Annotated in this window: 21 protein-coding genes; 13 read left to right on the top strand and 8 right to left on the bottom strand. The window is 63.7% G+C overall.

Annotated features, from left to right (window positions below; translation table 11 throughout):
* Nucleotides 1-35: 35 nt before the first annotated feature.
* The 7 genes from G3545_RS03390 to G3545_RS03360 all read right to left on the bottom strand — a co-directional run bounded on the left by G3545_RS03390 (nucleotide 36) and on the right by G3545_RS03360 (nucleotide 7,819).
* Nucleotides 36-1,658 carry a diguanylate cyclase gene (locus G3545_RS03390; RefSeq protein WP_170009845.1) on the bottom strand — a complete coding sequence of 541 codons (1,623 nt, stop codon included), beginning with the start codon at nucleotides 1,656-1,658 and terminating at the stop codon, nucleotides 36-38.
* Between the two features lie 273 nt (nucleotides 1,659-1,931).
* Nucleotides 1,932-2,636 (bottom strand): VIT1/CCC1 transporter family protein, encoded by a 705-nt coding sequence (locus G3545_RS03385; protein WP_246702671.1) that lies wholly within the window; start codon nucleotides 2,634-2,636, stop codon nucleotides 1,932-1,934.
* Between the two features lie 148 nt (nucleotides 2,637-2,784).
* Entirely contained in the window at nucleotides 2,785-4,482 is a 1,698-nt protein-coding gene (locus tag G3545_RS03380) for a SulP family inorganic anion transporter (protein WP_246702670.1), read from the bottom strand.
* 60 nt (nucleotides 4,483-4,542) lie between these two features.
* Nucleotides 4,543-4,971, bottom strand: coding sequence for a hypothetical protein (locus G3545_RS03375; protein ID WP_170009841.1), 429 nt, complete (start codon nucleotides 4,969-4,971; stop codon nucleotides 4,543-4,545).
* Nucleotides 4,972-4,996: 25 nt separating this feature from the next.
* Nucleotides 4,997-5,824, bottom strand: a complete 828-nt coding sequence (gene ppk2, locus G3545_RS03370; RefSeq protein ID WP_170009839.1) for a polyphosphate kinase 2 — start codon at nucleotides 5,822-5,824, stop codon at nucleotides 4,997-4,999.
* A gap of 249 nt (nucleotides 5,825-6,073) precedes the next feature.
* Nucleotides 6,074-6,823, bottom strand: coding sequence for an HAD family acid phosphatase (locus G3545_RS03365; RefSeq protein ID WP_170009837.1), 750 nt, complete (start codon nucleotides 6,821-6,823; stop codon nucleotides 6,074-6,076).
* A gap of 45 nt (nucleotides 6,824-6,868) precedes the next feature.
* Nucleotides 6,869-7,819, bottom strand: coding sequence for a LysR family transcriptional regulator (locus G3545_RS03360; RefSeq protein WP_170009835.1), 951 nt, complete (start codon nucleotides 7,817-7,819; stop codon nucleotides 6,869-6,871).
* Between the two features lie 146 nt (nucleotides 7,820-7,965).
* On the opposite strand from G3545_RS03360, the gene G3545_RS03355 reads away from it, so the two are divergent.
* The 13 genes from G3545_RS03355 to G3545_RS03295 all read left to right on the top strand — a co-directional run bounded on the left by G3545_RS03355 (nucleotide 7,966) and on the right by G3545_RS03295 (nucleotide 19,497).
* A complete protein-coding gene (locus G3545_RS03355) occupies nucleotides 7,966-8,943 on the top strand; it encodes a tripartite tricarboxylate transporter substrate binding protein (RefSeq protein WP_170009833.1) in 978 nt (325 codons plus the stop codon).
* Nucleotides 8,944-8,964: 21 nt separating this feature from the next.
* Nucleotides 8,965-9,414, top strand: coding sequence for a tripartite tricarboxylate transporter TctB family protein (locus G3545_RS03350; RefSeq protein ID WP_170009831.1), 450 nt, complete (start codon nucleotides 8,965-8,967; stop codon nucleotides 9,412-9,414).
* Nucleotides 9,415-9,423: 9 nt separating this feature from the next.
* A complete protein-coding gene (locus G3545_RS03345) occupies nucleotides 9,424-10,923 on the top strand; it encodes a tripartite tricarboxylate transporter permease (RefSeq protein WP_170009829.1) in 1,500 nt (499 codons plus the stop codon).
* A 43-nt stretch (nucleotides 10,924-10,966) separates the two neighbouring features.
* On the top strand, nucleotides 10,967-11,731 hold the full coding sequence (locus tag G3545_RS03340; protein ID WP_170009827.1) for an aldolase/citrate lyase family protein: 765 nt from the start codon (nucleotides 10,967-10,969) through the stop codon (nucleotides 11,729-11,731).
* A 26-nt stretch (nucleotides 11,732-11,757) separates the two neighbouring features.
* Nucleotides 11,758-12,648, top strand: coding sequence for a 2-hydroxy-3-oxopropionate reductase (locus tag G3545_RS03335; RefSeq protein WP_170009825.1), 891 nt, complete (start codon nucleotides 11,758-11,760; stop codon nucleotides 12,646-12,648).
* 610 nt (nucleotides 12,649-13,258) lie between these two features.
* Nucleotides 13,259-15,442: an FAD-dependent oxidoreductase gene (locus G3545_RS03330; protein ID WP_170009823.1), complete on the top strand. Its 2,184-nt coding sequence runs from the start codon at nucleotides 13,259-13,261 to the stop codon at nucleotides 15,440-15,442.
* 53 nt (nucleotides 15,443-15,495) lie between these two features.
* Complete coding sequence (locus tag G3545_RS03325) at nucleotides 15,496-16,335, top strand: hypothetical protein (RefSeq protein WP_170009821.1); 840 nt, start codon at nucleotides 15,496-15,498, stop codon at nucleotides 16,333-16,335.
* A gap of 24 nt (nucleotides 16,336-16,359) precedes the next feature.
* Nucleotides 16,360-16,803: a hypothetical protein gene (locus tag G3545_RS03320; RefSeq protein ID WP_170009819.1), complete on the top strand. Its 444-nt coding sequence runs from the start codon at nucleotides 16,360-16,362 to the stop codon at nucleotides 16,801-16,803.
* 128 nt (nucleotides 16,804-16,931) lie between these two features.
* Nucleotides 16,932-17,366, top strand: coding sequence for a pyridoxamine 5'-phosphate oxidase family protein (locus tag G3545_RS03315; RefSeq protein ID WP_170009817.1), 435 nt, complete (start codon nucleotides 16,932-16,934; stop codon nucleotides 17,364-17,366).
* A gap of 81 nt (nucleotides 17,367-17,447) precedes the next feature.
* Complete coding sequence (locus tag G3545_RS03310; RefSeq protein ID WP_170009815.1) at nucleotides 17,448-18,095, top strand: glutathione S-transferase family protein; 648 nt, start codon at nucleotides 17,448-17,450, stop codon at nucleotides 18,093-18,095.
* Nucleotides 18,096-18,223: 128 nt separating this feature from the next.
* Nucleotides 18,224-18,514: a hypothetical protein gene (locus G3545_RS03305; RefSeq protein ID WP_170009813.1), complete on the top strand. Its 291-nt coding sequence runs from the start codon at nucleotides 18,224-18,226 to the stop codon at nucleotides 18,512-18,514.
* A 90-nt stretch (nucleotides 18,515-18,604) separates the two neighbouring features.
* Complete coding sequence (gene pncA / locus G3545_RS03300) at nucleotides 18,605-19,258, top strand: bifunctional nicotinamidase/pyrazinamidase (protein WP_170017881.1); 654 nt, start codon at nucleotides 18,605-18,607, stop codon at nucleotides 19,256-19,258.
* Complete coding sequence (locus G3545_RS03295) at nucleotides 19,255-19,497, top strand: BrnA antitoxin family protein (protein ID WP_170009811.1); 243 nt, start codon at nucleotides 19,255-19,257, stop codon at nucleotides 19,495-19,497. Before pncA ends, G3545_RS03295 begins: the two co-directional genes overlap by 4 nt.
* Here G3545_RS03295 and G3545_RS03290 read toward each other — a convergent pair whose 3' ends face one another.
* Nucleotides 19,498-19,722, bottom strand: a complete 225-nt coding sequence (locus G3545_RS03290) for a hypothetical protein (RefSeq protein ID WP_170009809.1) — start codon at nucleotides 19,720-19,722, stop codon at nucleotides 19,498-19,500. It lies immediately after the preceding gene.
* Between the last annotated feature and the right edge of the window lie 181 nt (nucleotides 19,723-19,903).

Raw genomic sequence — 19,903 nt, 5'->3', positions numbered from 1 at the left:
AGCTCACAAATTGACGATGGCAGCGACTTTTTGATTCAGGCCGCTTCACCCTCGTCGCCGCGTACCTTGTTCCTGCCTTCGCGCTTGGCGCGATAAAGCGCACGGTCTGCGTTGCCGAGCAGCATTCCGGGAGGATCCCCGCGCTTCGGCGCGTGCGACGCGAACCCGACGCTGATGGTGATGATGCCGAGGGCGGTGGGGGAATGGGGAATGGCCAGCACCTCGACCGCGCGGCGCAGCCGGAACGCCACGCTCTCGATATAGGTCGGCACGCTTTCGGGCAGGAGCACGACGAACTCCTCGCCCCCGAGCCGGGCCACAAGATCGCGCTCGAAGCGAACCTCGTGGCTCAAGGCAGCGGCGATATCGCGTAGGCACTGGTCGCCTGCAATATGCCCGTAGATATCGTTGAAGCTCTTGAAGTGATCGACATCCAGAATGATGACGCCGATGGTCGATTTCGTCTCCAAGGCGCTTCGCCAGACAGTCTCGAAGTAGCTGTCGAAAGCCCTTCGATTTGCGATCTGCGTCAAGGGATCGATCGCCGCAAGGGCCGCGAGATGTCCGTTGGCATTGCGCAATTCGCGTTCGCGGTCAGCCAGGCGGAGCACCATCTCATCAATGGCTCGCTCCAATGGTTGCATTTCCTTGACGCCGGTAATCGGCGTCCCCGGTGGCAAGTGATTGCCATGCCCGACAGAAGCCAGCCTGGCCGCGAGGCGTTCGACCGGGCGCACGACATAGCGGTTTGCGCCGAATGCCACGCCGGCCCCGACCAGCGCGCAGATTGCCGCAAAGGCGAACAGGGTTTCGCGAAGCGCCCGGTTGATGCTGGCAAGGGCAGCATCTCGATCGAGCAGCACGGCGAGATGGGCATTGTTCAAGGAAAGGCGTGTGAAGCCGACCAGCACCCCACGCCCGTTCACGTCTTCGAGCTCAGCGGTTCCTTCGCTTCGAGCCAAACTCGCCCGAGCGATATTGGGAACGAATATCTGCGTCGAGCCATCGTCGCTCGGCGGGAATTCGGCGGCGTATTCGCCCGTGCTGTCGACCAGAACCGTCGAGGTTTCTCCAAATCGGTCATTGTTCGCGATAAAGGTCGACAGCCACGTCAGATTCAGACGGGCGAGAAGCAGGCCGCTGGTATCCCCGCTGGCATTCGTCACGGGAAGCGCGACGAAGAGGGTCGGCTCTTGCAGGACCCTGCCGTGAATCAGGTCACTGATGTGCCAGGTTCCGGATTGCAGCGGCACGCGAATATGCGGCCGATCCATATAATTCTGGCCGATGCTGCGCTCCAGGGTGGAGCATGTGACGACGCCCTCGGTGTTCGTGAAAGTCAGGTGAAGAATGTTGGGAGCTGCCGTCAGCGTGTTGGCGAGAAGCGTGCCGCATGCAGGCGTGTCAATCAGGTCCGCTTCCCGCTCGGCGAGGATGCCAAGTGTAACCTTTGCGCTGGCAACGTCCTGATCGAACGCCGCCTGGCCGCGCAGCGCCAGATCCAGCACCCGTTCCTGCGCCGCAGCGAGCAATTCGGCGCGATATCGCGTAACGGTCCAAACCCGCTCGACGAGGAACAGGCATAGAGCGACAAGCAACGCCCAGATAAGGCGAGATCGAAGACCCACCGGATTTTTGGGTAAGGCTCCTGGGCCCATTCGGCGGACGTTTCCTCACTGCATCGTAGACGAATCTATATGCACTTCGGACTGTCGGGTTCATTAAGGCGATCGAAGAGATTCGATCATTAAGCCTTCATTGTTGTACACACGCTATCCCCTAAATCTCAGCTGGCTGCCGAAATCAGGCCCCTTTGAACAGCAGGGGGGCGCACAAACGGCAGCGAAGCACTGCGCGTAGAAGACGAGGCGTCGTGGATTCGCGCCGCCGGATGGAATGTTCTGTTCTCGCATCGGGACAGAGCCCACGCCCTAGCCGCCGAGGGTTATCGCGACAGCGACCAGGGCAGTCCCGATCACCACCATCAGGAGACCTGTGCGCCATGGCCTTCCCACCTGGCGGCCAAAGGTGAAGCCGGTGAGGAACAGCATGGCGACCGCGACAGCGTTGGAAATCCTCAGGGCGAGCGTCACGTCGTCAAGCAGGATGAAAGGCGCGGCAACCGGGAAAAGGCACAGAAACACGAGCAGGAAGACACAGAGCGCGCCCAGATAGTCTTCCCGGCCCAACCGGACCTGGACGCTGTCAGCAGGAAGGCTGGCGAGATGGAGGCGGATACGCTCGAGGTCGCGCGTCGTCAGGGCCGGCCGCACGGCAGGCGGAAGATCCCCGGCGACAATCGCACGTCCTTCGGCCGGGCTCCCGGCGCTGCGGATCGCCTGGAGCGTGGAATGCGCCAGGCCGCGCTCGCCCCGCACGCCCATCAGGTACATGACGGCATCGATGATGGCCCAGGCCAGATTGCAACCCAGCAAGCCGATGAGCACTGCCCGCACGTCGGCCCTGCCCGCCTCGGCTGCGGCGAGGGACAGGGTGAAGGTCAGGACCATGATCAGGCCGAACAGTATCTCGCTCGCGCGCGAAACCGGGTCGAGCACGCGGCGGGACGCAGCATTGCGTATCGCAGAGGTCTCGCCCGGGATCTCCGCCGCAGGATCGTCCTCCGCCGGCGTCATGCGTGGCATCTCCGGTCCACCTGTTCAGTCAATGATCGCGCGGTGCCCCTGCCCTTCCCTTGAAGGGCTGTCGCATACACGTGCTGCTCTTCAGCCTTGGCGCGGCCCCGGTGGGTGCGCGGCCGGTATCCGCCAAACGCTCATTTCCTCATGGGGGTAAGCGTGAGCGGCCAGCCTGGGCGGCTTCTGATGCGGCGAAGGCCGAGACCGCATCCTCCAGATCATCGAAGATCATGTCAGCCCCGACTTTGGCTAGCACGCCTGATCGGCGCAATGTGTCGAGCGGTTCGCTGTGGAGTTCCACGATCGCGAACTTCAGACCCCGCTGGCCGACGAGGCCGAGGACATCATCCAGCATGACGGCCGCCGTGCTGTCGATGTGTGAGGTGGCGTTTGCATCGAAGATGAACCACCTGGTTCCCGAGGGCAGGTTCGCGATGGTGTCTTCAATCCGCCCTCGCACGTGGTCCGCGTTGAAGAACAGCAGGTTGCCTTGCAGGAGATAGATGGCAAGCCCGGGGATTGGCTGCGCGTCGCGATTGCGGTGGAGCTTGTAGAAACCTTCACGCCCGGGAATGCGGCCCAGCATGGCGTCGCGGGGCCTCATGCCTTTCATGAGAAGGTAGAGCAGCGTAGCGCCCACCGCGATGACGACGCCGTTCAGAACGCCAAGAACCACCACGCCCAAGATGCTGATGAGGGCGAACACGAACTCGATGCGGCTGATCCGCCATAAGTCGCGCAGCGATTGTATATCGATGAGACTGACGGCAGCGGAGGCGAGCACGGCTCCGAGCGCCGGAGCAGGGAGAAAGGACAACGCATCGGCGAGGAACAGGATCGTAAGCGCGAGCGCCAAAGCCGAAACGATGCCCGCCAGTTGCGTCTTGCCGCCCATCAAATCATTGATCGCGGTACGAGAATCCGATGCCGTCACGGCAAAGCCGCCAAACAGTCCGGAAGCGACGTTGGCCGCCCCGAACCCAAAGAGCTCGCGATTGGCATCCACGGGATATTTGTTCTTCGCGCCGAAGCTGCGCGCGGTCACGATGCCTGAACCGAAGCTCACTATCAGCACCGCCACGGCTCCCAGGACAAGTTCGCCAATATCGACGCCGTGCGGGATCGGCAGCATAGGCGACGGCAATTGCGACGGGATGTCACCAACAACGCGGATTCCCAATCCGGGGAAGTCGAAGGCAGCAGACAGCGCTGTCGCCAATCCCACGACCACCAGCGGGCCCGGTATCGCCGGGAGCCATGCCCCCAGTACACGGAGCAAGATGAACAGCGCGATGCCCAGCACCAGCGATGGCCAGTGAATCTGACTGGCCTTGGTTGCGAGCTCGAGAAGCGGCCGGAGCAGACCTTCACTGTCGATCTTGACGCCGGTGAAGCGGCCAAGCTGGCCGACCAGGATCGACAGCGCAATGCCGGACATGAAGCCGACCAGGATCGGCCTCGACAGGAAGTTGGCGATGAAGCCGAGCCGCAGCACGCTTGCCACGAAGCACAGTAGCCCGACGATGACGGCGATTGCCGCCGACACGATGATGCGGTCCTCCATCGAGGATGGGCTCAGCAACAAAAGTACTGCCGCGAGTACCGTGACGGTGGCTGCGTCGGGTCCCACAATGAGCTGCCGCGATGAGCCCAGCAGCGCATAGGCCAGCAGCGGTACGATGCTTGAATACAGGCCGACTTCCGGCGGCAGTCCGGCAATCGCCGGATAGGCGATCGCGCTCGGCAATCCGACCGCAGCAATGGCGAGTCCCGCGGTTATATCATACCGGAGCCACGCGGCTTGATATCCTTTGAAGCTGGAAAGAAGCGGAAGGGTCGGCACGCTGGGCTCCCTCAAACAAAGGATCCGGCGGCTTCCTCGGCATGCAGAAAGGGCGCCGCCCTACCACGCCAGATAGATGCCGACGTCGCCAGGTAATCCCTCCGGAAAGCTGACGATTTCAGCGCGCAGCTTGTAGCCCAGGGGGCGCAGCTCCTTCTCGAAGTAATTGTACGCAGTCTTGCCAAAGCCTTCCAGCGAGATCGGCCAGTCGGGGTCGCCGATATTGATGCGCCGGCCGCCATCGTTGCAGTAACTCGCGGGAAACCGGAGTACCTGGACCTCGCGCGCGCCCCTCTCGGCTGCGGCGCGAACAGCCGTATTGATGCGTTCAGCCGCCAGTGGGGACACTTCGCGCGACTCGAAAGTCTTCTTCAGATCGTCGTCCCTGGTGTCCGCCTGGCGTTTTCGCGCCAGCATTTCCTTGATTTTCTCCATCTCCGCGGCTTCGGAGATGTTTTTCAGCTCGTTCGGATTCAGCAGTTGCGCCATGACCTGTTCTCCCAACAGCGCGTGGTCAATATCTCTCGGCGATCCAACGACGGTTCTTCATTGTCGCTTCGTCGTCATAAGCGTGCTTTTCGGATCGCTCCGGTAGCTTTACCTTGGAGCGAGGCACTTTTTCGTACGGGATACGCGAGAGGAGGTCTGCGATGCAACTGAGCCGCGCGCGTTTCTTGTCGTCGGAGCGTACGATATGCCACGGTGAAAAATCGGTGTCGGTCGCCTCAAGCATCTGATCGCGGGCGCGCGAATACTCGTACCAGCGCTTGCGCGAGGGAAGATCCATGGGTGAAAGCTTCCATTGACGCAGCGGGTCCTCGATGCGTGCCTCGAAGCGACGCTTCTGCTCCGCATTGCCCACTTCCAGCCAGTACTTGATGAGCGTGATGCCGTTGTCGATGACCTGCTGTTCGACCTTTGGTGTCAGCCGCAGGAATTGGTCGCGTTCCTCCGGGGTGCAGAAACCCATTACAGTTTCGACGCCGGCGCGATTGTACCAACTGCGGTCGAAGATGATCACCTCTCCGGCTGCGGGGAACCACTTCAGATAGCGCTGGATATACATCTGGCTCTTCTCGCGATCGGAGGGAGCCGGAAGCGCTACCACCTGGAATATCCGTGGGCTCACCCGTTCCGTAAGTGCGCGGATGAGGCCTCCCTTACCCGCGGCATCCCGGCCTTCGAACACGATGACGATCCGTTGGCCGGTATGCTTGACCCAATCCTGGAGTAGGCAGAGTTCGGTCTGAAGCTTTCTCAATTCCTTGAGGTACTCTTTCCCGCCAAGCTTTTCCTTGTGGCTTTCAGGCGAATTCTTGGATTTTCTCGCTATCTCGTCCATGGATTGCTGCTTTCCTGTTAGGACAGCTTGCGCCATTTTCTTACGTGAATGCTACGCCTAAATGCTGGCCTCGGAAAGTCCCGCCCTCGCGCCCGGTGGTGCGCTCGATCAACCTGACGTTGCCTAAAGTAAGGCTCCGGATGCCTCCATCAGCAGTGGGAGCTTTTGCGGTCGCGATGCGGCTTCTTCGCCGGGCCAGGGAGGGAATGCGCCCGGCAAGCGGGCGTGGCATCACGGCGCGTTAGCGCCTCAGGGAATCCGGTAGAACGGGTTCGGCAGCTGGAAGGTGCGCTCGGCGTGACCGCCGGCGAGGTCGGACGGCTGATCCCCGATATTGGCGATGATTCGATAGCCGGCCGCTTCGATCGCGGCCCGCTGCGGCGCCTTGAAATCGGCGGCGGAGGCATAGTGCGCGCCCTTCGCCACCAGGATCAGCCGACTGTAATCGCCGAGCCCTACAAGACGCAGGTTGCGCTCTGTGGCGGTGCGCTGGGTTTCGTCGCGTCCGCTGATGAAGAACACCGCGGCGCCCAGTGCGCGGGCCTTCCTGTAGACGGCGACGGTCTGCGGAATGGCCGGCGTCTTGCCGCGCAAGTCCCACGCCACCCAGCCGCATGGACCTTCCGGCAATAGGCTGCAGGGGCCGCCGAAGACGCGGCCGAAATCGTCGGCCTTGATGACTTCCCAATTCGTCAGCAGCGTATCGTCGATGTCGAACACTACCGCCGGCCGGCTCACCTGCGGGGCGCGCAGCGCGATCCAGGCGCCGGCCGCGGCGCTGACGCGGCTGAGGTCGCGGTCGTACTTGCCGCTGGCGCGATAGGCCGTGGCGGCGATCTTGGCCTCGCCGACATTGGCGGGCTGGCCGAGGCTCAGCAGGTCAGCGCGCGCCGGGCTCGCTGCACCAGCTGCGGCAAACGCCGTCACCAGCAAGGCGAACGCGCCAATGATCGAGCGCCGGACATTGGAACGCGCCGGCAATGTGCCCGCCCGAATCATCTGAGCTCCCCCTCGACGACGCCTGGAAGAGTGCCACGCGGTTCCTTACCCTGTGAAGTCGCCGGATGCGACGCTCCGATGGCCCAGAGGTCCGGCGTGCGGCGGAGACGTCTCGGCGAGCTCCCGCAACGTCTTCTGCAGCGTCGCGACTGCCGGATTGGTGTTCGACGGTCGCCAGACCGCGTACAGTTCCACGATGGTACGGGCATCGATCGCGATCGGCCGCAGCACCACGCCCTCAAAGCCGAGATTGAGTGCGGCGCGCGGCACCAGCGCGAGGCCGATCCCGGCCTTCACCAGTCCCATGATGGAATGCACCTGGCTGATATGCTGCGCATAGTGCGGGGTGATGCCGGCATTGGCAAAGATCGTCGCCAGCAGATCGTAGAAGTAGCGAGCCTCATAGGGCGAGAATGTCACGATCGGCTGCCGGTCGAGATCCGCGACGCTGACCTCCGGCGCCGTCGCCAGGGGGTGGTCCTCCGGCGCGGCGAGCAGCAGCGGCTCGCGCACCACGCAGAGCGAGGCCAGTTCGCGCCGGTTGAAGGACGGCCGCACCAGCCCGACATCGATCCGCCCGGCGGTGAGGGAATCCAGCTGGTCGGCCGAGACCATCTCCTTGAGCACGAGGTCGATGCCCGGCGCTTCGGTCCGGAAGGTCTTGATCAGCCGCGGCAGGAACTCGTAGCCCGACGCCGCGGTGAAGCCGAGCGTGATCGAGCCCTCCTCGCCGCTGGCGGTGCGGCGAGCGGCGAGCGCCGCGCCTTCCGCCAGCCGCAGCAGCCGGCGCGCTTCGGGCAGGAAATTGTGCCCGGCACGGGTGAGCGCGACCGAGCGGCTGGTGCGATCCAGCAGCCGGACATCGAGCGTGTGCTCGAGCAGCTGGATCTGCCGGCTGAGCGGAGGCTGGGTGAGATTGAGGCGGGCGGCGGCGCGGCCGAAATGCAATTCCTCAGCGACCGCCACGAAGCATCGAAGGTGACTGAGCTCGAACATCGATCCAAAAATAGCATCGATCGATACTCAGAACAATTCATTGACGCATCGCACCTCCCCTAGCATGTGCTTCGGAACGCGGCTGCCGTGCTCCCAAGGATGAACCGCGCAAAGCGCGCCCTCGCCGTTTCTCAGGAGGAATGCCCATGAGCCTTCGTCTTCTCAAGGCGGCCGCGGCCGCTCTGGCGCTGTGTAGCGCGCTCGCCCCAGCTCTCGCGCAGGCCCAGACCTTCGAGCGCCCGGTGCGTATCGTCGTCCCGTTCGCGCCCGGCGGCACGTCCGACATCCTCGCCCGCCTGATCAGCCCCAAGCTGTCCGAGGCCATCGGCCAGCCGGTGGTGGTCGAGAACAAGCCGGGCGCGGCCGGCAATATCGGCGCCGATGCCGTCGCCAAGGCGCGCCCGGACGGCCACACGCTGCTGCTGATGGACATCGGCTCGCTCGCCGTCGCGCCGAGCCTGTTCCCGGATCTCACCTATGATGTGCAGAAGGACCTTGCCCCGGTCGGCATGGTGATGTTCGGCCCCTATGTAATGGCGGTGCATCCCTCGGTGCCGGCCAAGAACGTCGCCGAGCTGGTGGCCTATGCCAAGGCCAATCCGGGCAAGCTCGCGGTCGCCAATTCCGGCGTCGGCGCGCTCAACCACATCACCGCGGTGGCGCTCGCCCGCGGCCTCGGCATCGACTGGAAGAACGTGCCCTACAAGGGCGGCTCCGCGGCCTCGCGCGCGGTGGTTTCCGGCGAGAGCACCGTCATCATCAATGGCGCGACGGCCACCCTGCCCTTCGTCACCAACAAGCAGCTGGTCGGCATCGCGGTGACCGGCGACGCACGCCTGCCGGCTTTGCCGGATGTCGAGACCTTCAAGGAAGCCAAGCTGCCTTTGGCCGATGCCGGCACCTGGCAGGGCCTGCTGACCACCGGCAAGACGCCGCCCGAAATGGTCGCCCGCCTCAATGCCGAGTTGCAGAAGATCCTGGCAATGCCCGACATTCAGCAGAAGATCGCCGAACAGGGCGGCTCGGTGCGTCCCGGCACGCCGGACGACGTCAAGTCGTGGCTCGCCACCAATATCGAGAGCTGGGGCGGCATCGTCCGCGCCGCCGATATCAAGACCAACTGACGCGACGGTCGGGTCCTGCTCGTGACACATCGCCAATTCGACTGGCCGGACCTGCTGTTCGGCGGCTTCCTCATCGTGGTCGCGGCGGGCACCTTCGCCGCGACATGGAAACTGGCGGGCGGCACCGCCGCCAATATGGGGCCGGGCTACATGCCGCGCGCTATCGCGCTGGTGCTGCTCGGCTTCGGCCTGTTCTTCACCGGCCGCGGCATCATCAGTTCCCATGCCGGGATCGAGCGCGTGCATGTGCGGCCATTGCTGGCGATTTCGGTGGCGGTGGGGCTGTTTGCCCTGCTGGTGGAAAGCCTCGGCCTCGCCGTGGCTTCGCTGGCGACCATCGTCGTGGCGGCCTTCGCCAGCCATGAGAGCCGGTTCTTCGAGATCATCGTGTTCGGCCTGTGCATGACGGCCGCCGCGATCCTGCTGTTCGTCAAGGTGCTGGCGCTGCCCGTGCCGGTCTGGCCCTGGTAGGGGCGCGTCATGGAATTGTTCGACAATCTCCTGCTCGGCCTCTCGACGGCCATGCAGCTCAACAATCTGCTGTATTGCCTGATCGGCGTCGTCATCGGCACCGCCATCGGCGTGCTACCCGGCATTGGCCCGATCCCGACCATCGCGCTGCTGCTGCCCTTCACCTTCGGTCTCGCGCCAGCCTCGTCGCTGATCATGCTCGCCGGCATCTTTTACGGCGCGCAATATGGCGGCTCGACCACCGCGATCCTGGTGAACGTGCCCGGCGAGACCTCGTCGGTCGTCACCTGCATCGACGGGCACGAGATGGCGAAGCAGGGCCGCGCCGGCCCGGCGCTTGCCATTGCGGCGATCTCGTCTTTCTTCGCCGGCACGGTCGCGACGATCGTGATCGCGGTGCTCAGCCTGCCGCTGGCCGCGCTCGCGCTGAAATTCACCGCGGTCGAATATTTCAGCCTGCTGGTGCTCGGCCTGTTCGCCGCGGTCATCCTCGCCCACGGCTCGGTGTCGAAGTCGCTGGCCATGGTGTTTCTCGGCCTGCTGCTGGGGGTGGTCGGCATCGACGTCAATTCGGGTGCCGCGCGCATGACCTTCGGCATTCCCGCTCTGGCAGACGGCATGGATTTCGTGCCGGTGGCGATGGGCATGTTCGGCCTGGCCGAGATCATCGCCAATCTGGAACGCCCCGCCGTGCGGCAGGTGGTGAGCCAGAAGCTGCGCGACCTCATTCCGTCTCGGGCGGACCTCAGGGCCGCCTTCCCGGCGATGGTACGCGGCACCTTGATCGGCTCCGCACTCGGCGTGCTGCCCGGCGGCGGCGCGGCCCTGCCCCCCTTTACCTCCTACGCGGTGGAAAAGAAGCTCGCGCGGGATCCCTCGCGTTTCGGCAAGGGCGCGATCGAGGGCGTGGCCGGTCCCGAGGCGGCCAACAATGCCGGGGCGCAGACCAGCTTCATCCCGCTGCTGACGCTCGGCATTCCCTCCAACGCCTTGATGGCGCTGATGATCGGCGCCCTGATGATGCAGGGCATCCAGCCCGGTCCGCAGGTGATGACCGAACAGCCGGAGCTGGTCTGGGGCGTGATCGCCAGCATGTGGACCGGCAATCTCATGCTTCTCATCATCAATCTGCCGCTCGTCGGGCTGTGGGTCTCGATGCTGAAGGTGCCCTATCGCCTGCTGTTCCCGGCCATCGTGCTGTTCTGCTGCATCGGCACCTACGGCATCTCCAACAGCGCCTTCAATGTCTGGCTGATGCTGGGCTGCGCGATGCTGGGCTACTTCTTCATCAAGGTCGGGGTCGAGCCCGCGCCGCTGCTGCTCGGCCTCGTGCTGGGCCCGCAGCTGGAGGAGAATTTCCGCCGCGCCATGCAGCTCTCGGACGGCGACCCTTCCGTCTTCCTCACGCACCCGATCAGCGCCGTGCTGCTCGCCATCGTCGCGCTGATGCTTCTCGCGATGCTCTCGCCCGCTTTGCTGCGCAAGCGCAAGGAAGCGCTCGCCGAATAGCGCGCGCCCTTCTCTCGCCCATCGTTTCAAGAGGACCTCACACGTGGACCTGCCCGTAAATACCTTCAAGCGCGCCATATTGGCCGGCCAGCAGCAGATCGGCTTCTGGAACAGCATGGTGAGCAATACCGCCACCGAGATCCTCGCCGGCTCCGGCTTCGATTGGCTGCTGCTTGATGCCGAGCATGCGCCGAACGATGTGCCGGCTATCCTCGGGCAGCTGCAGTCGATGATGGAGAACCCGACGCATCCCATTCTGCGGGTGCCGGAGAACGACCCCATCGTCATCAAGCGCTATCTCGACATCGGCGTGCAGAGCTTCCTGATCCCCATGGTCGAGACGGTGGAGCAGGCCCGGGCCGTGGTGGCGGCGACACGTTTCCCGCCGGACGGGATTCGCGGCTTTGCCGGTGCCAGCCGGGCCTCGCGCTTCGGCCGGGTCCAGAACTATCACCACCGCGCGCATGAGGAGATCTGCCTGCTGGTGCAGATCGAGACCCGGCTCGGCCTGGACAATCTCGAAGCCATCGCCGCCGTGCCGGGCATAGACGGGCTGTTCATCGGGCCGGGCGACCTGTCCTCGGACTATGGCTATCTGGGCGATCAGGGCAATCCGTTCATCGTCGAGCTGATCGAGAAGACGATCGGGCGCATCCTCGCGGCGGGCAATCGCGCCGGCATCCTCACCGGCGACGAGACGCTGGCGCGGCGCTACATGGCGGCCGGCTGCGTCTTCACCGCGGTCGGCATCGATACCGGCACGCTGGCGCGCACGACCGAAGCTATCGCCCGCAAGTACAAGTCCTGACAGCTCAAGGCATCGAGGAAAGACGGATGGCGAAGGTTGGATTTGTCGGTCTCGGCATCATGGGCGCACCGATGGCGGGCCACCTGCTGGCGGCAGGCCACGAGCTCTATGGCCATTCGCGCAGCGGCTTGCCGCGGGCGCTTAAGGAGGCCGGCGCCATTGCCTGTGTCAGCTCTGCGGACGTGGCGGGACAGGCCGACATCGTCTTCACCATGCTGCCCGATACGCATGATGTCGGGCGTGTGCTGTTCGGTGAGGGCGGCGTCGCCGCCGGCCTTACCGCGGGCAAGATCGTCGTCGACATGAGCTCGATCGCCCCGGTCGAGACCAAGGAGTTCGCGAAAAAGATCAACGAACTCGGCTGCGACTATCTCGACGCCCCGGTCTCCGGCGGCGAGGTCGGCGCCAAGGCCGCTTCGCTCACCATCATGGTCGGTGGCCCGGAGGCTGCCTTCGAGACGGTGAAGCCGCTGTTCGAGAAGATGGGCAAGAACATCACCCTGGTCGGCGGCAATGGCGATGGCCAGACCACCAAGGTGGCGAACCAGATCATCGTCGCGCTGAACATCCTCGCGGTCAGCGAAGCGCTGCTGTTCGCCTCCAAGGCCGGCGCCGATCCGGCCAAGGTGCGCCAGGCGCTGATGGGCGGCTTCGCCAATTCGCGCATCCTCGAAGTGCATGGCGAACGCATCGTCAAGCGCACCTTCGCGCCCGGCTTCCGCATCGAGCTGCACCAGAAGGACCTGAACCTCGCTTTGTCCGGCGCGCGCCAGCTGCAGCTTTCGCTGCCGGCCACCGCCCTCGCCCAGCAGCTGTTCAGCGCCTGCGCGGCCCATGGCGGCGCGGCGTGGGATCACTCGGCGATGGTCAAGGCGCTCGAAATGCTAGCCAACCACACCGTGTCGCCCGAGCGGTAAGGATACGGAAATTCCGAGACGTTCGGCAATCGAAAGTGCCCCGCGCGCGGCGCTTTCGTATCTAGGCAAATATTTCTCCGGATAATCAGCGATGGAAAAGGATCACCATTGCATCGTTAAGCATCATATATATCGAGTAATTGCCGCAGTTCTGCAATATCTCTATACTTTCACCGCAGAGAGCGTCCATAAAAACGAAGTAAATCATTGCGGGCGTCGAATTTTCGAAACATCCCGGCGTAATCTGGTGGTCTTATCTTACCTCGGCACAAGGCGATGCAAGTTAATGCTGACTTGCAGTTGAAATAGTTCGAAAACAGCTATAATATGTTTGGAATAAGATAAAGCATTGGCTGGCTGGGAGGCTCGCCGCTGTCGGTCTTCGTCGCATCCGCCCCGGCTGACAACCGTCGCCCATGCGCACGAATCCGGGACGTCACCTGACCTACGATATCTGCAAATTCTGGATCACCCGATCCGAATGCTCAAGCGCCGCCGCATCGCGACCGGCGCATGGCGTGGCTGCGCTCAGAATTCGGTTTATTCGCGTAAGAACAGGTCGGCCTTCTGCGGTTAAACCGGTCATCGTCGCTGCTTCGAGGAGGTAGCTATGAAGGATATACCGGTTGCATCGGACTTTTCTTCAGTTGATTCGTCGTTTCCAAAGTACAGGGTTGCTATTATCGGTGGCGGACCCGGAGGTCTATTCACCGCCCGGCATCTCGCGGCAAAGGCTGGAAACGCCTGCTCGATCACGATTTACGAAGCCAGTGAAAGGCTCGGCGGAAAGATCGTCACCAAGGAACTTGCCGGAGTCGGCATCTATGAAGCCGGGGTTGCGGAAATCTATGACTATTCCGCGCTTGGCCCGGATCCGCTGCGCGATCTGATCCAGAACGAACTGGGATTGGAGATCAAGCACATTTCCGGTGGCGCCTGCATACTCGACAGCAAGATCATCGTAGACAGTGATCATCTTGGTGCCGAGTTCGGCGACGTGACGCAGGAGCAGGTCAGCGCGTTTCGGCAGAAGCGCACCGAAATGCTTCGGCCGCAAGACTATTACTCGAGCGCCCGTAACGTCGACAACCGCCATCCCTGGGCTCGCATATCCGGGGAGGACGTAATCGCCGCGGAGATGTCCGACGAAATGGCCCGCCGATACGTGCGGGTGATGGCGCACAGCGATGTCGCCGCGCCGCCGCATCTCACCAACGGGCTCACCTTCCTCAAGAACGCCCTGATGGACAGTGAAGGCTATATCGACGTCTTCTCCGTCATCGGCGGCAATGAGCAGATCGTCGATCGCCTGGTCGAGCAGATCGATGCCGATGTCAGGTTCAACGCATCCCTGAATTCGGTCCGGCCACTGTTCGACGGGACCTATCAGCTCGGCATGTGCATCAACGGCACGTGCGAGGCCATCGTGGCCGACTATGTCGTGCTGTGCCTGCCACTGACGGCGCTCTCCATCATCGACTGGCGATCGCCGCACCTCCAGCAGGCCATGGCACGGCACATCAACTATTTCGACCGGCCGGGCCATTATCTGCGCGCAACATTGGTTTTTCAGCGTCCGTTCTGGCGCGAACTGCTGCCGGGCGCGTGGTGGATGCTCGACGCCTTCGACGGTTGCTGCGTCTATGACGAGGGCGCGCGCAACGCGATCGGCAGCTGGGGCGTACTCGGCTTCCTGATTGCCGGAAACGCCGCCTTGGGGCTCGCGAACCTCTCCGATAGCGAGATCGAGAAATTATGCCTCGATGCGCTTCCGCCGGAGCTCGCCATCGGCAAGCGGCTCATCGTCGACAGCCGCGTCCATCGCTGGATGGCATCGGTCAACGCCATTCCCGGCGGCTACCCGGTGCGGAGCCCCTACCAGAATCATCGGCCGACAGCCGAACAGCTTCCGGGCCTGATCACGGTCGGCGACTACCTGTTCGATGCGACGCTCAATGGCGTCCTCGATTCCGCCGATGCCGCGACTGATATCCTGGTGGCGGAGATCCTGGGCAAGCGCCAAGCCTACCGGAAGGAACGCATCGGCGGCACCACGATCAGCCATTGGTTCATCGGTGACGACGAGGAGCAAGGGGCGATCTTCAATGCCTCCTATCTCGCCGAACTGCTCGAACTGGTGTGGGGCGTGCGCCCCGGCGCCCGCATCCTCAATATCGGCTCCGGCCGCGGCCGGCTCGTTGCCGGTCTTCGCGCCCTCGGCTTCGACGCTATCGGTATCGAGCCGAGCCGCTCGGTCTGGGCAAAGACACCGCGTGAGCTGCGCGAGGTCAATCTGTGCTGCGCGCTGGCGGATATGAAGCTCGCCGCGGGCTATTTCGACGTGGTGCTCGACACCGGCCTCTGCCGCTTCGAGCGCGCACAGCTTTCCGATCTGCTGAAGGAGGTCCGCCGCGTCACCCGGTACGGCCTGGTCCTTGGCTCCGCTACCGTTGACCTGCCGATCGAGTTCGTGGAGCGCAAGGAGTTGCTGTCCGGCATCGGTACCTTCACCTCTCGCTGGGACTGGGCGGATCAGCTGATCGCCGTCGGCTTCGGATTTGCGCTGGCCGACCCGCGGCGATTGGACGTGGTCTGGAAGAAAACGGTCGCCGCCGGCCTCGCATCAGGCGTCTGGTACGAGGACCCCGAGAGCGTCCTCTATTGCTTCTACGGCACCGAAGCGAGTGCCGCGCAGGATCTCGACGCCATCGAGGCGGCCGAGCGGATCATTCGCGATCACCTCTATGAGGATGAGCGCATTCCGGCCGCGCTCATCACCGCACCGAATCCCTGACTAGCAGACCAACCAGAGTCACCTGATTTCGATGATCGACAGGGAGCAGTAACATGCTGAAAACCAATGTCGTGCATCTGCCCGATATCGAGGCAAAAGCCTGGCGCGTCCGTTTCCGGACCCGTCCGCTAGAGACCGAAGATCGCGTCGACACGATTACGGAGCCCCGCACCGTCTATGCGAGATGGATGGCAGAGGATCTCCGGATGCCACCGCCGACGATTCACGATGATGGCGGCAAGTCGCTGGCGGTGCTGTGGATGCCGCCCGGCGCGTCGACGGATATCGAAATTCCCTGGCTTGCCGGCGTTCCCATGGTGAGCACGGCAGCCGGCCGCGTCGTTCGGGCCGGTCTGCGCACCGCCCGCGTCGTTTGGACCGATACGCTTGCCATCGTCTACGCCGCGCCGGAACAGCTCGACGAGGCACTGGACGCGGTGACCCGCTTCACCATCGCCGAGCGCGACACCAGCGCGCTCGAAGCGAGGATGTCCGCCATCTGGCCGGCGATCCGGCGCGACACCCGCCTGACGCACACCGTCTATGCGCGGGACCAATGGTTCCGCAAGGCGAAGGTCAGTCGCGTCGCGGAAACGGTGACGGCAATGGCAAGTTCAGCGCTGCGGCTTGAGGCTACGCTCGAGCAGCTCGATCGCGCGCTTCAGGCCGGTTCAAAGCGTCTGTTCGGCGAGCTCGCCTTGCAGGCCGAGCTTTACGATCGCCTCGAAGTGCTGGGCGAACCGATCGATTTCGCGCTCGAACACTACGAACTCATCACTTCGCGACTGCTCGAGGCCCAACAGGCCAATGGAAACTTGAAGGTGGAGCTCGCGATCCTGTTCGTACTGCTCTGCGATCTCGGCTTTGTCGCCTATCCGTACCTTCTCGGCTGACAGCAAACTGCGGAGGACAAGATCATGCATGCCATCAAGTATCTGGGACCTATCCTCTTGATCCTGCTGCCGCTCCACACCGGCGCTCTCGCCGCGGAGGGCGAGCTCAGCGGCGCTGAAATCCGTGCCCGGGTCGTCGGAAATACCATCATCGGCATCGAGGACGGCAAGTATTACGAGGAGTTCTTGCAGCCGAACGGTGCGATCGTCGGCCGCAACAACAGGGAATCGTATCGGGGCTGGTGGCGCATAGACGGCAACAAGCTCTGCCTTGCCTATGATCCCGATGACGACCAGACCGAGATCGCCCCGCCAAAGACCTGGGATTGCAGCACGCTCGCTCTCTCCGGAGATCGCCTGACGTGGAAGGACGACGGCGTGGTCGCGTATGGCAGGCTGTTTCCCGGGCGTATCTTCGCGGGCATTCGTGCGCTCGTGAAGCCCGAGGTGCAGGCCGCCAGGCCATGACGATTGGTGAAGACCTGGCGGCCAGGCGGCGATAGTCCGCGTGGCCGCCAGCCGCGTCGTCGCATGACAGTCGGCGGGATCAAAATCCGGCGCCGAACGTTCCCACTCCACAAAGCTGGAGGACGAACGTGAGCACAATGACGCTTTCGGACATCTCGAAAGAGATGCGGGACATCGATTTCGCCATGCTGTCGACGCACACGCCCGGCGGCGGAATTGCGGCGCGGCCCATGAGCAACAATGGCGATGTCGAATATGATGGAGACTCCTTCTTCTTCGCGCTCGACCACACTCATGTCGTCTCCGAGATCGAACGCGATCCGCACGTCGGCCTCTCATTGCAGGGCAGGAAAGGCCTGTTCGGCACCCCGCCGATCTTCATCGCGGTCGAAGGCAACGCAACGCTGATCCGGGACAAGGCGGAATTCGAGACACATTGGACTTCGGATCTCACCAACTGGTTCGAGGAGGGCGTGGACACGGCCGGCCTCGTGCTGATCAAGGTCCACGCGTCGCGCATCCACTATTGGGACGGCACCGACGAAGGCGAGCTGACCATCTAGGCTCATTGCCGTCGCCGACCATGTCGGAAATCGGCGCCGTAATTCGTCCTTGAGGTGACCCCTCGCCATGGAGCCACCTCGATGCAGCTTTATGCCCACCCCTTCTCCTCCTACTGCCAGAAAGCCCTGATCGCGCTCTATGAGAACGACACGCCGTTCGAGTTCCGCATGCTCGACGACACGCCGACCATGGCCGAGTTCACCGCCCTATGGCCGATCAAGCGGTTCCCGATCCTGAAGGACGAAGGGGCGACGATCCTCGAATCCAGCATCATCATCGAGTACCTCGACCTGCATCATCCGGGTCCCGTGAGGTTCATCCCCGTCGATCGCGACGGGGCGCTCCGGGTCCGCTTGATGGATCGCTTCTTCGACAACTACATCTCGACGCCCCAGCAGAAGATCGTGTTCGACAGCATCCGGCCCGAGGCCGACCGCGATCCCTACGGCGCGAACGAAGCTCGCGCGATGCTCGACACCGCCTATGGCTGGCTCGACGGCGTGATGGCTGGACGGGAATGGGCGGCGGGTGGCGCTTTCAGCCTTGCGGATTGTGCGGCGGCGCCGGCGCTGTTCTACGCCGACTGGACGCACACGATCGGCGCAGCTTTCACGAACGTGCATGCCTATCGTCAACGCCTGCTGGCGCGACCCTCTTTCGCCCGCGCGGTTGACGAGGCGCGGCCGTACCGCCCCTTCTTCCCGCTCGGTGCGCCGGATCGCGATTGAGCCTTTCGCGAGAGAGGCCTGGCGGTAACCGCGTGCGGCGACAGCTTGGTCGAACGATGGATCGCCGCTTCGGGCGACACCGATATACGGTATCCTATGATGGATGCTGCCAGTGCGACGGTGACGACGTGCCCCCTGCCCCGATCGAGACCGTAAGCCTCGGCGCTTTCCTGGTCATGGTGCTGTTCGTCGCCATCGCCGCGCTGATCGTGGTGTCCTTCATCTGCAAGGTGCTGGTGGTGATCGGATGGGTGCCGCGCAAGCGCACCAGCCGGCTGCGTCGCAGCGTCATCTTCCTGGCCCGTGCGGCCGGCCAGACCCGCCTGCGCCCGGGCGACGACGATCGCGGCAGCCGCCCTTCTCCACGTGGCGGCGGTGGTTCCTCGGGCGGAGCGGGTGCATCGGGAGATTTCAGCTGATCGCGTGCCACGCTCCCCGATTTGCGCTATCGCAGCCATATCCGCGCTGAGGCACATGAGGTGTCCGTGATCCGCCCGACCCGTTCCGACATGATGATCGTCGTCGACGTTCAGAATGACTTCTGCCCCGGCGGCACGCTCGCCGTTGGCGACGGCCATCACATCGTGCCGCTGGTCAATCGCCTGATGGCGCACTTCGGCCGCGCCGTCGTCACGCAGGATTGGCACACGCCCGAACATGCCTCCTTCGCCGCGGCCCACCCCGGCCGGCACCCGTTCGAGACCATCGAGGTCGCCTACGGGCCGCAGACGCTGTGGCCGGTGCATTGCGTGCAGGGCACGCATGGCGCCGATTTCCATCCCGATCTCGATTTGACCAAGGCCGAATTGGTGCTGCGCAAGGGCTTTGATCCCGCGATCGATTCCTATTCGGCCTTTTTCGAGAATGACCGCACCACGCCGACCGGGCTTGACGGCTATTTGCGCGAGCGTGGCATAGGCAGGGTGTTCCTCGCCGGCCTCGCCACGGACTATTGCGTCGCCTATTCCGCCCTGGATGCGGCGCGGCTCGGCTTCGATGTCGCTGTTGTGCTCGACGCCTGCCGCGGTATTGATCTCGACGGTTCACTTGAAGCGGCCCTCGACGCCATGGCGGCAGCGGGCATCAGCTTCATATCCGTTGCCGACTTCGAATGGGCAGCGCCGCCCCTGGCGGACAATCAGGAACACAGGAGAATGAGATGACCACGACACGCCGGCCATTCGGCTCGGTCCGCGACAATGCGGAGGCCGCTTTCAAAGCTGCTACCACCAAGCCGGTCGAGATGCCGCCTGTGGCTCCCCGCAAGGCTCCGTCGCCGCCCGGCGTGAAGGAGCAGGTGTCGATCCGGCTCGACAAGGATGTGCTCGATCATTTCCAGGAAGCCGGACCGGGCTGGCAGGATCGCATCAACGCGGCACTGCGCAAGGCGGCTGGGCTTTAATCAGCCGAGGCGCTTTGCCAGCCGGTCCATTTCGACCGGATAGTGGGGCTCGGCGAGCAGCGTCTCGATTCCCGCGAGCGTGGCGAGCGCCGCCGCTCGCTCCACGCGACCGCCCCGCCCTTCCAGCAGGGAATCCCGAAGCAATGCGCACTCGCTGAGAAGCCGTTCGACTTCGTCGTCGAAGGCCCTGCCGGGATTGACCAGCGAACGCGCCGCGGCGAGCATATGTGCAACTTCCGAGCGAAGGCCGGGCGCTGAACCAGCCTTGACCGTCCGCAGACGATGCTCGATCAAGCCGATATAGCCTGGTCTCGTATGCGGCACGGACGCCTCCGGCTGGGGTGCGCGCCTTAACTAGTGTCGCGGCGCCCAGCTTCAACCAGCCGGTTTCAGCTTCGCACGGCGT

Origin of the sequence: Starkeya sp. ORNL1, assembly GCF_012971745.1 — a bacterium.
GTDB lineage: Bacteria > Pseudomonadota > Alphaproteobacteria > Rhizobiales > Xanthobacteraceae > Ancylobacter.
This window is presented reverse-complemented; position numbering and strand designations above follow the sequence as displayed.

What these genes read in the sequence shown, in the direction of transcription:
- G3545_RS03390 (WP_170009845.1), bottom strand. Translation starts at nt 1,658, where the DNA reads ATGGGCCCAGGAGCCTTACCCAAAAATCCGGTGGGTCTTCGATCTCGC.
- G3545_RS03385 (WP_246702671.1), bottom strand. Translation starts at nt 2,636, where the DNA reads ATGACGCCGGCGGAGGACGATCCTGCGGCGGAGATCCCGGGCGAGACC.
- G3545_RS03375 (WP_170009841.1), bottom strand. Translation starts at nt 4,971, where the DNA reads ATGGCGCAACTGCTGAATCCGAACGAGCTGAAAAACATCTCCGAAGCC.
- ppk2 (WP_170009839.1), bottom strand. Translation starts at nt 5,824, where the DNA reads ATGGACGAGATAGCGAGAAAATCCAAGAATTCGCCTGAAAGCCACAAG.
- G3545_RS03365 (WP_170009837.1), bottom strand. Translation starts at nt 6,823, where the DNA reads ATGATTCGGGCGGGCACATTGCCGGCGCGTTCCAATGTCCGGCGCTCG.
- G3545_RS03360 (WP_170009835.1), bottom strand. Translation starts at nt 7,819, where the DNA reads ATGTTCGAGCTCAGTCACCTTCGATGCTTCGTGGCGGTCGCTGAGGAA.
- G3545_RS03355 (WP_170009833.1), top strand. Translation starts at nt 7,966, where the DNA reads ATGAGCCTTCGTCTTCTCAAGGCGGCCGCGGCCGCTCTGGCGCTGTGT.
- G3545_RS03345 (WP_170009829.1), top strand. Translation starts at nt 9,424, where the DNA reads ATGGAATTGTTCGACAATCTCCTGCTCGGCCTCTCGACGGCCATGCAG.
- G3545_RS03335 (WP_170009825.1), top strand. Translation starts at nt 11,758, where the DNA reads ATGGCGAAGGTTGGATTTGTCGGTCTCGGCATCATGGGCGCACCGATG.
- G3545_RS03330 (WP_170009823.1), top strand. Translation starts at nt 13,259, where the DNA reads ATGAAGGATATACCGGTTGCATCGGACTTTTCTTCAGTTGATTCGTCG.
- G3545_RS03325 (WP_170009821.1), top strand. Translation starts at nt 15,496, where the DNA reads ATGCTGAAAACCAATGTCGTGCATCTGCCCGATATCGAGGCAAAAGCC.
- G3545_RS03320 (WP_170009819.1), top strand. Translation starts at nt 16,360, where the DNA reads ATGCATGCCATCAAGTATCTGGGACCTATCCTCTTGATCCTGCTGCCG.
- G3545_RS03310 (WP_170009815.1), top strand. Translation starts at nt 17,448, where the DNA reads ATGCAGCTTTATGCCCACCCCTTCTCCTCCTACTGCCAGAAAGCCCTG.
- pncA (WP_170017881.1), top strand. Translation starts at nt 18,605, where the DNA reads ATGATGATCGTCGTCGACGTTCAGAATGACTTCTGCCCCGGCGGCACG.
- G3545_RS03295 (WP_170009811.1), top strand. Translation starts at nt 19,255, where the DNA reads ATGACCACGACACGCCGGCCATTCGGCTCGGTCCGCGACAATGCGGAG.
- G3545_RS03290 (WP_170009809.1), bottom strand. Translation starts at nt 19,722, where the DNA reads ATGCTCGCCGCGGCGCGTTCGCTGGTCAATCCCGGCAGGGCCTTCGAC.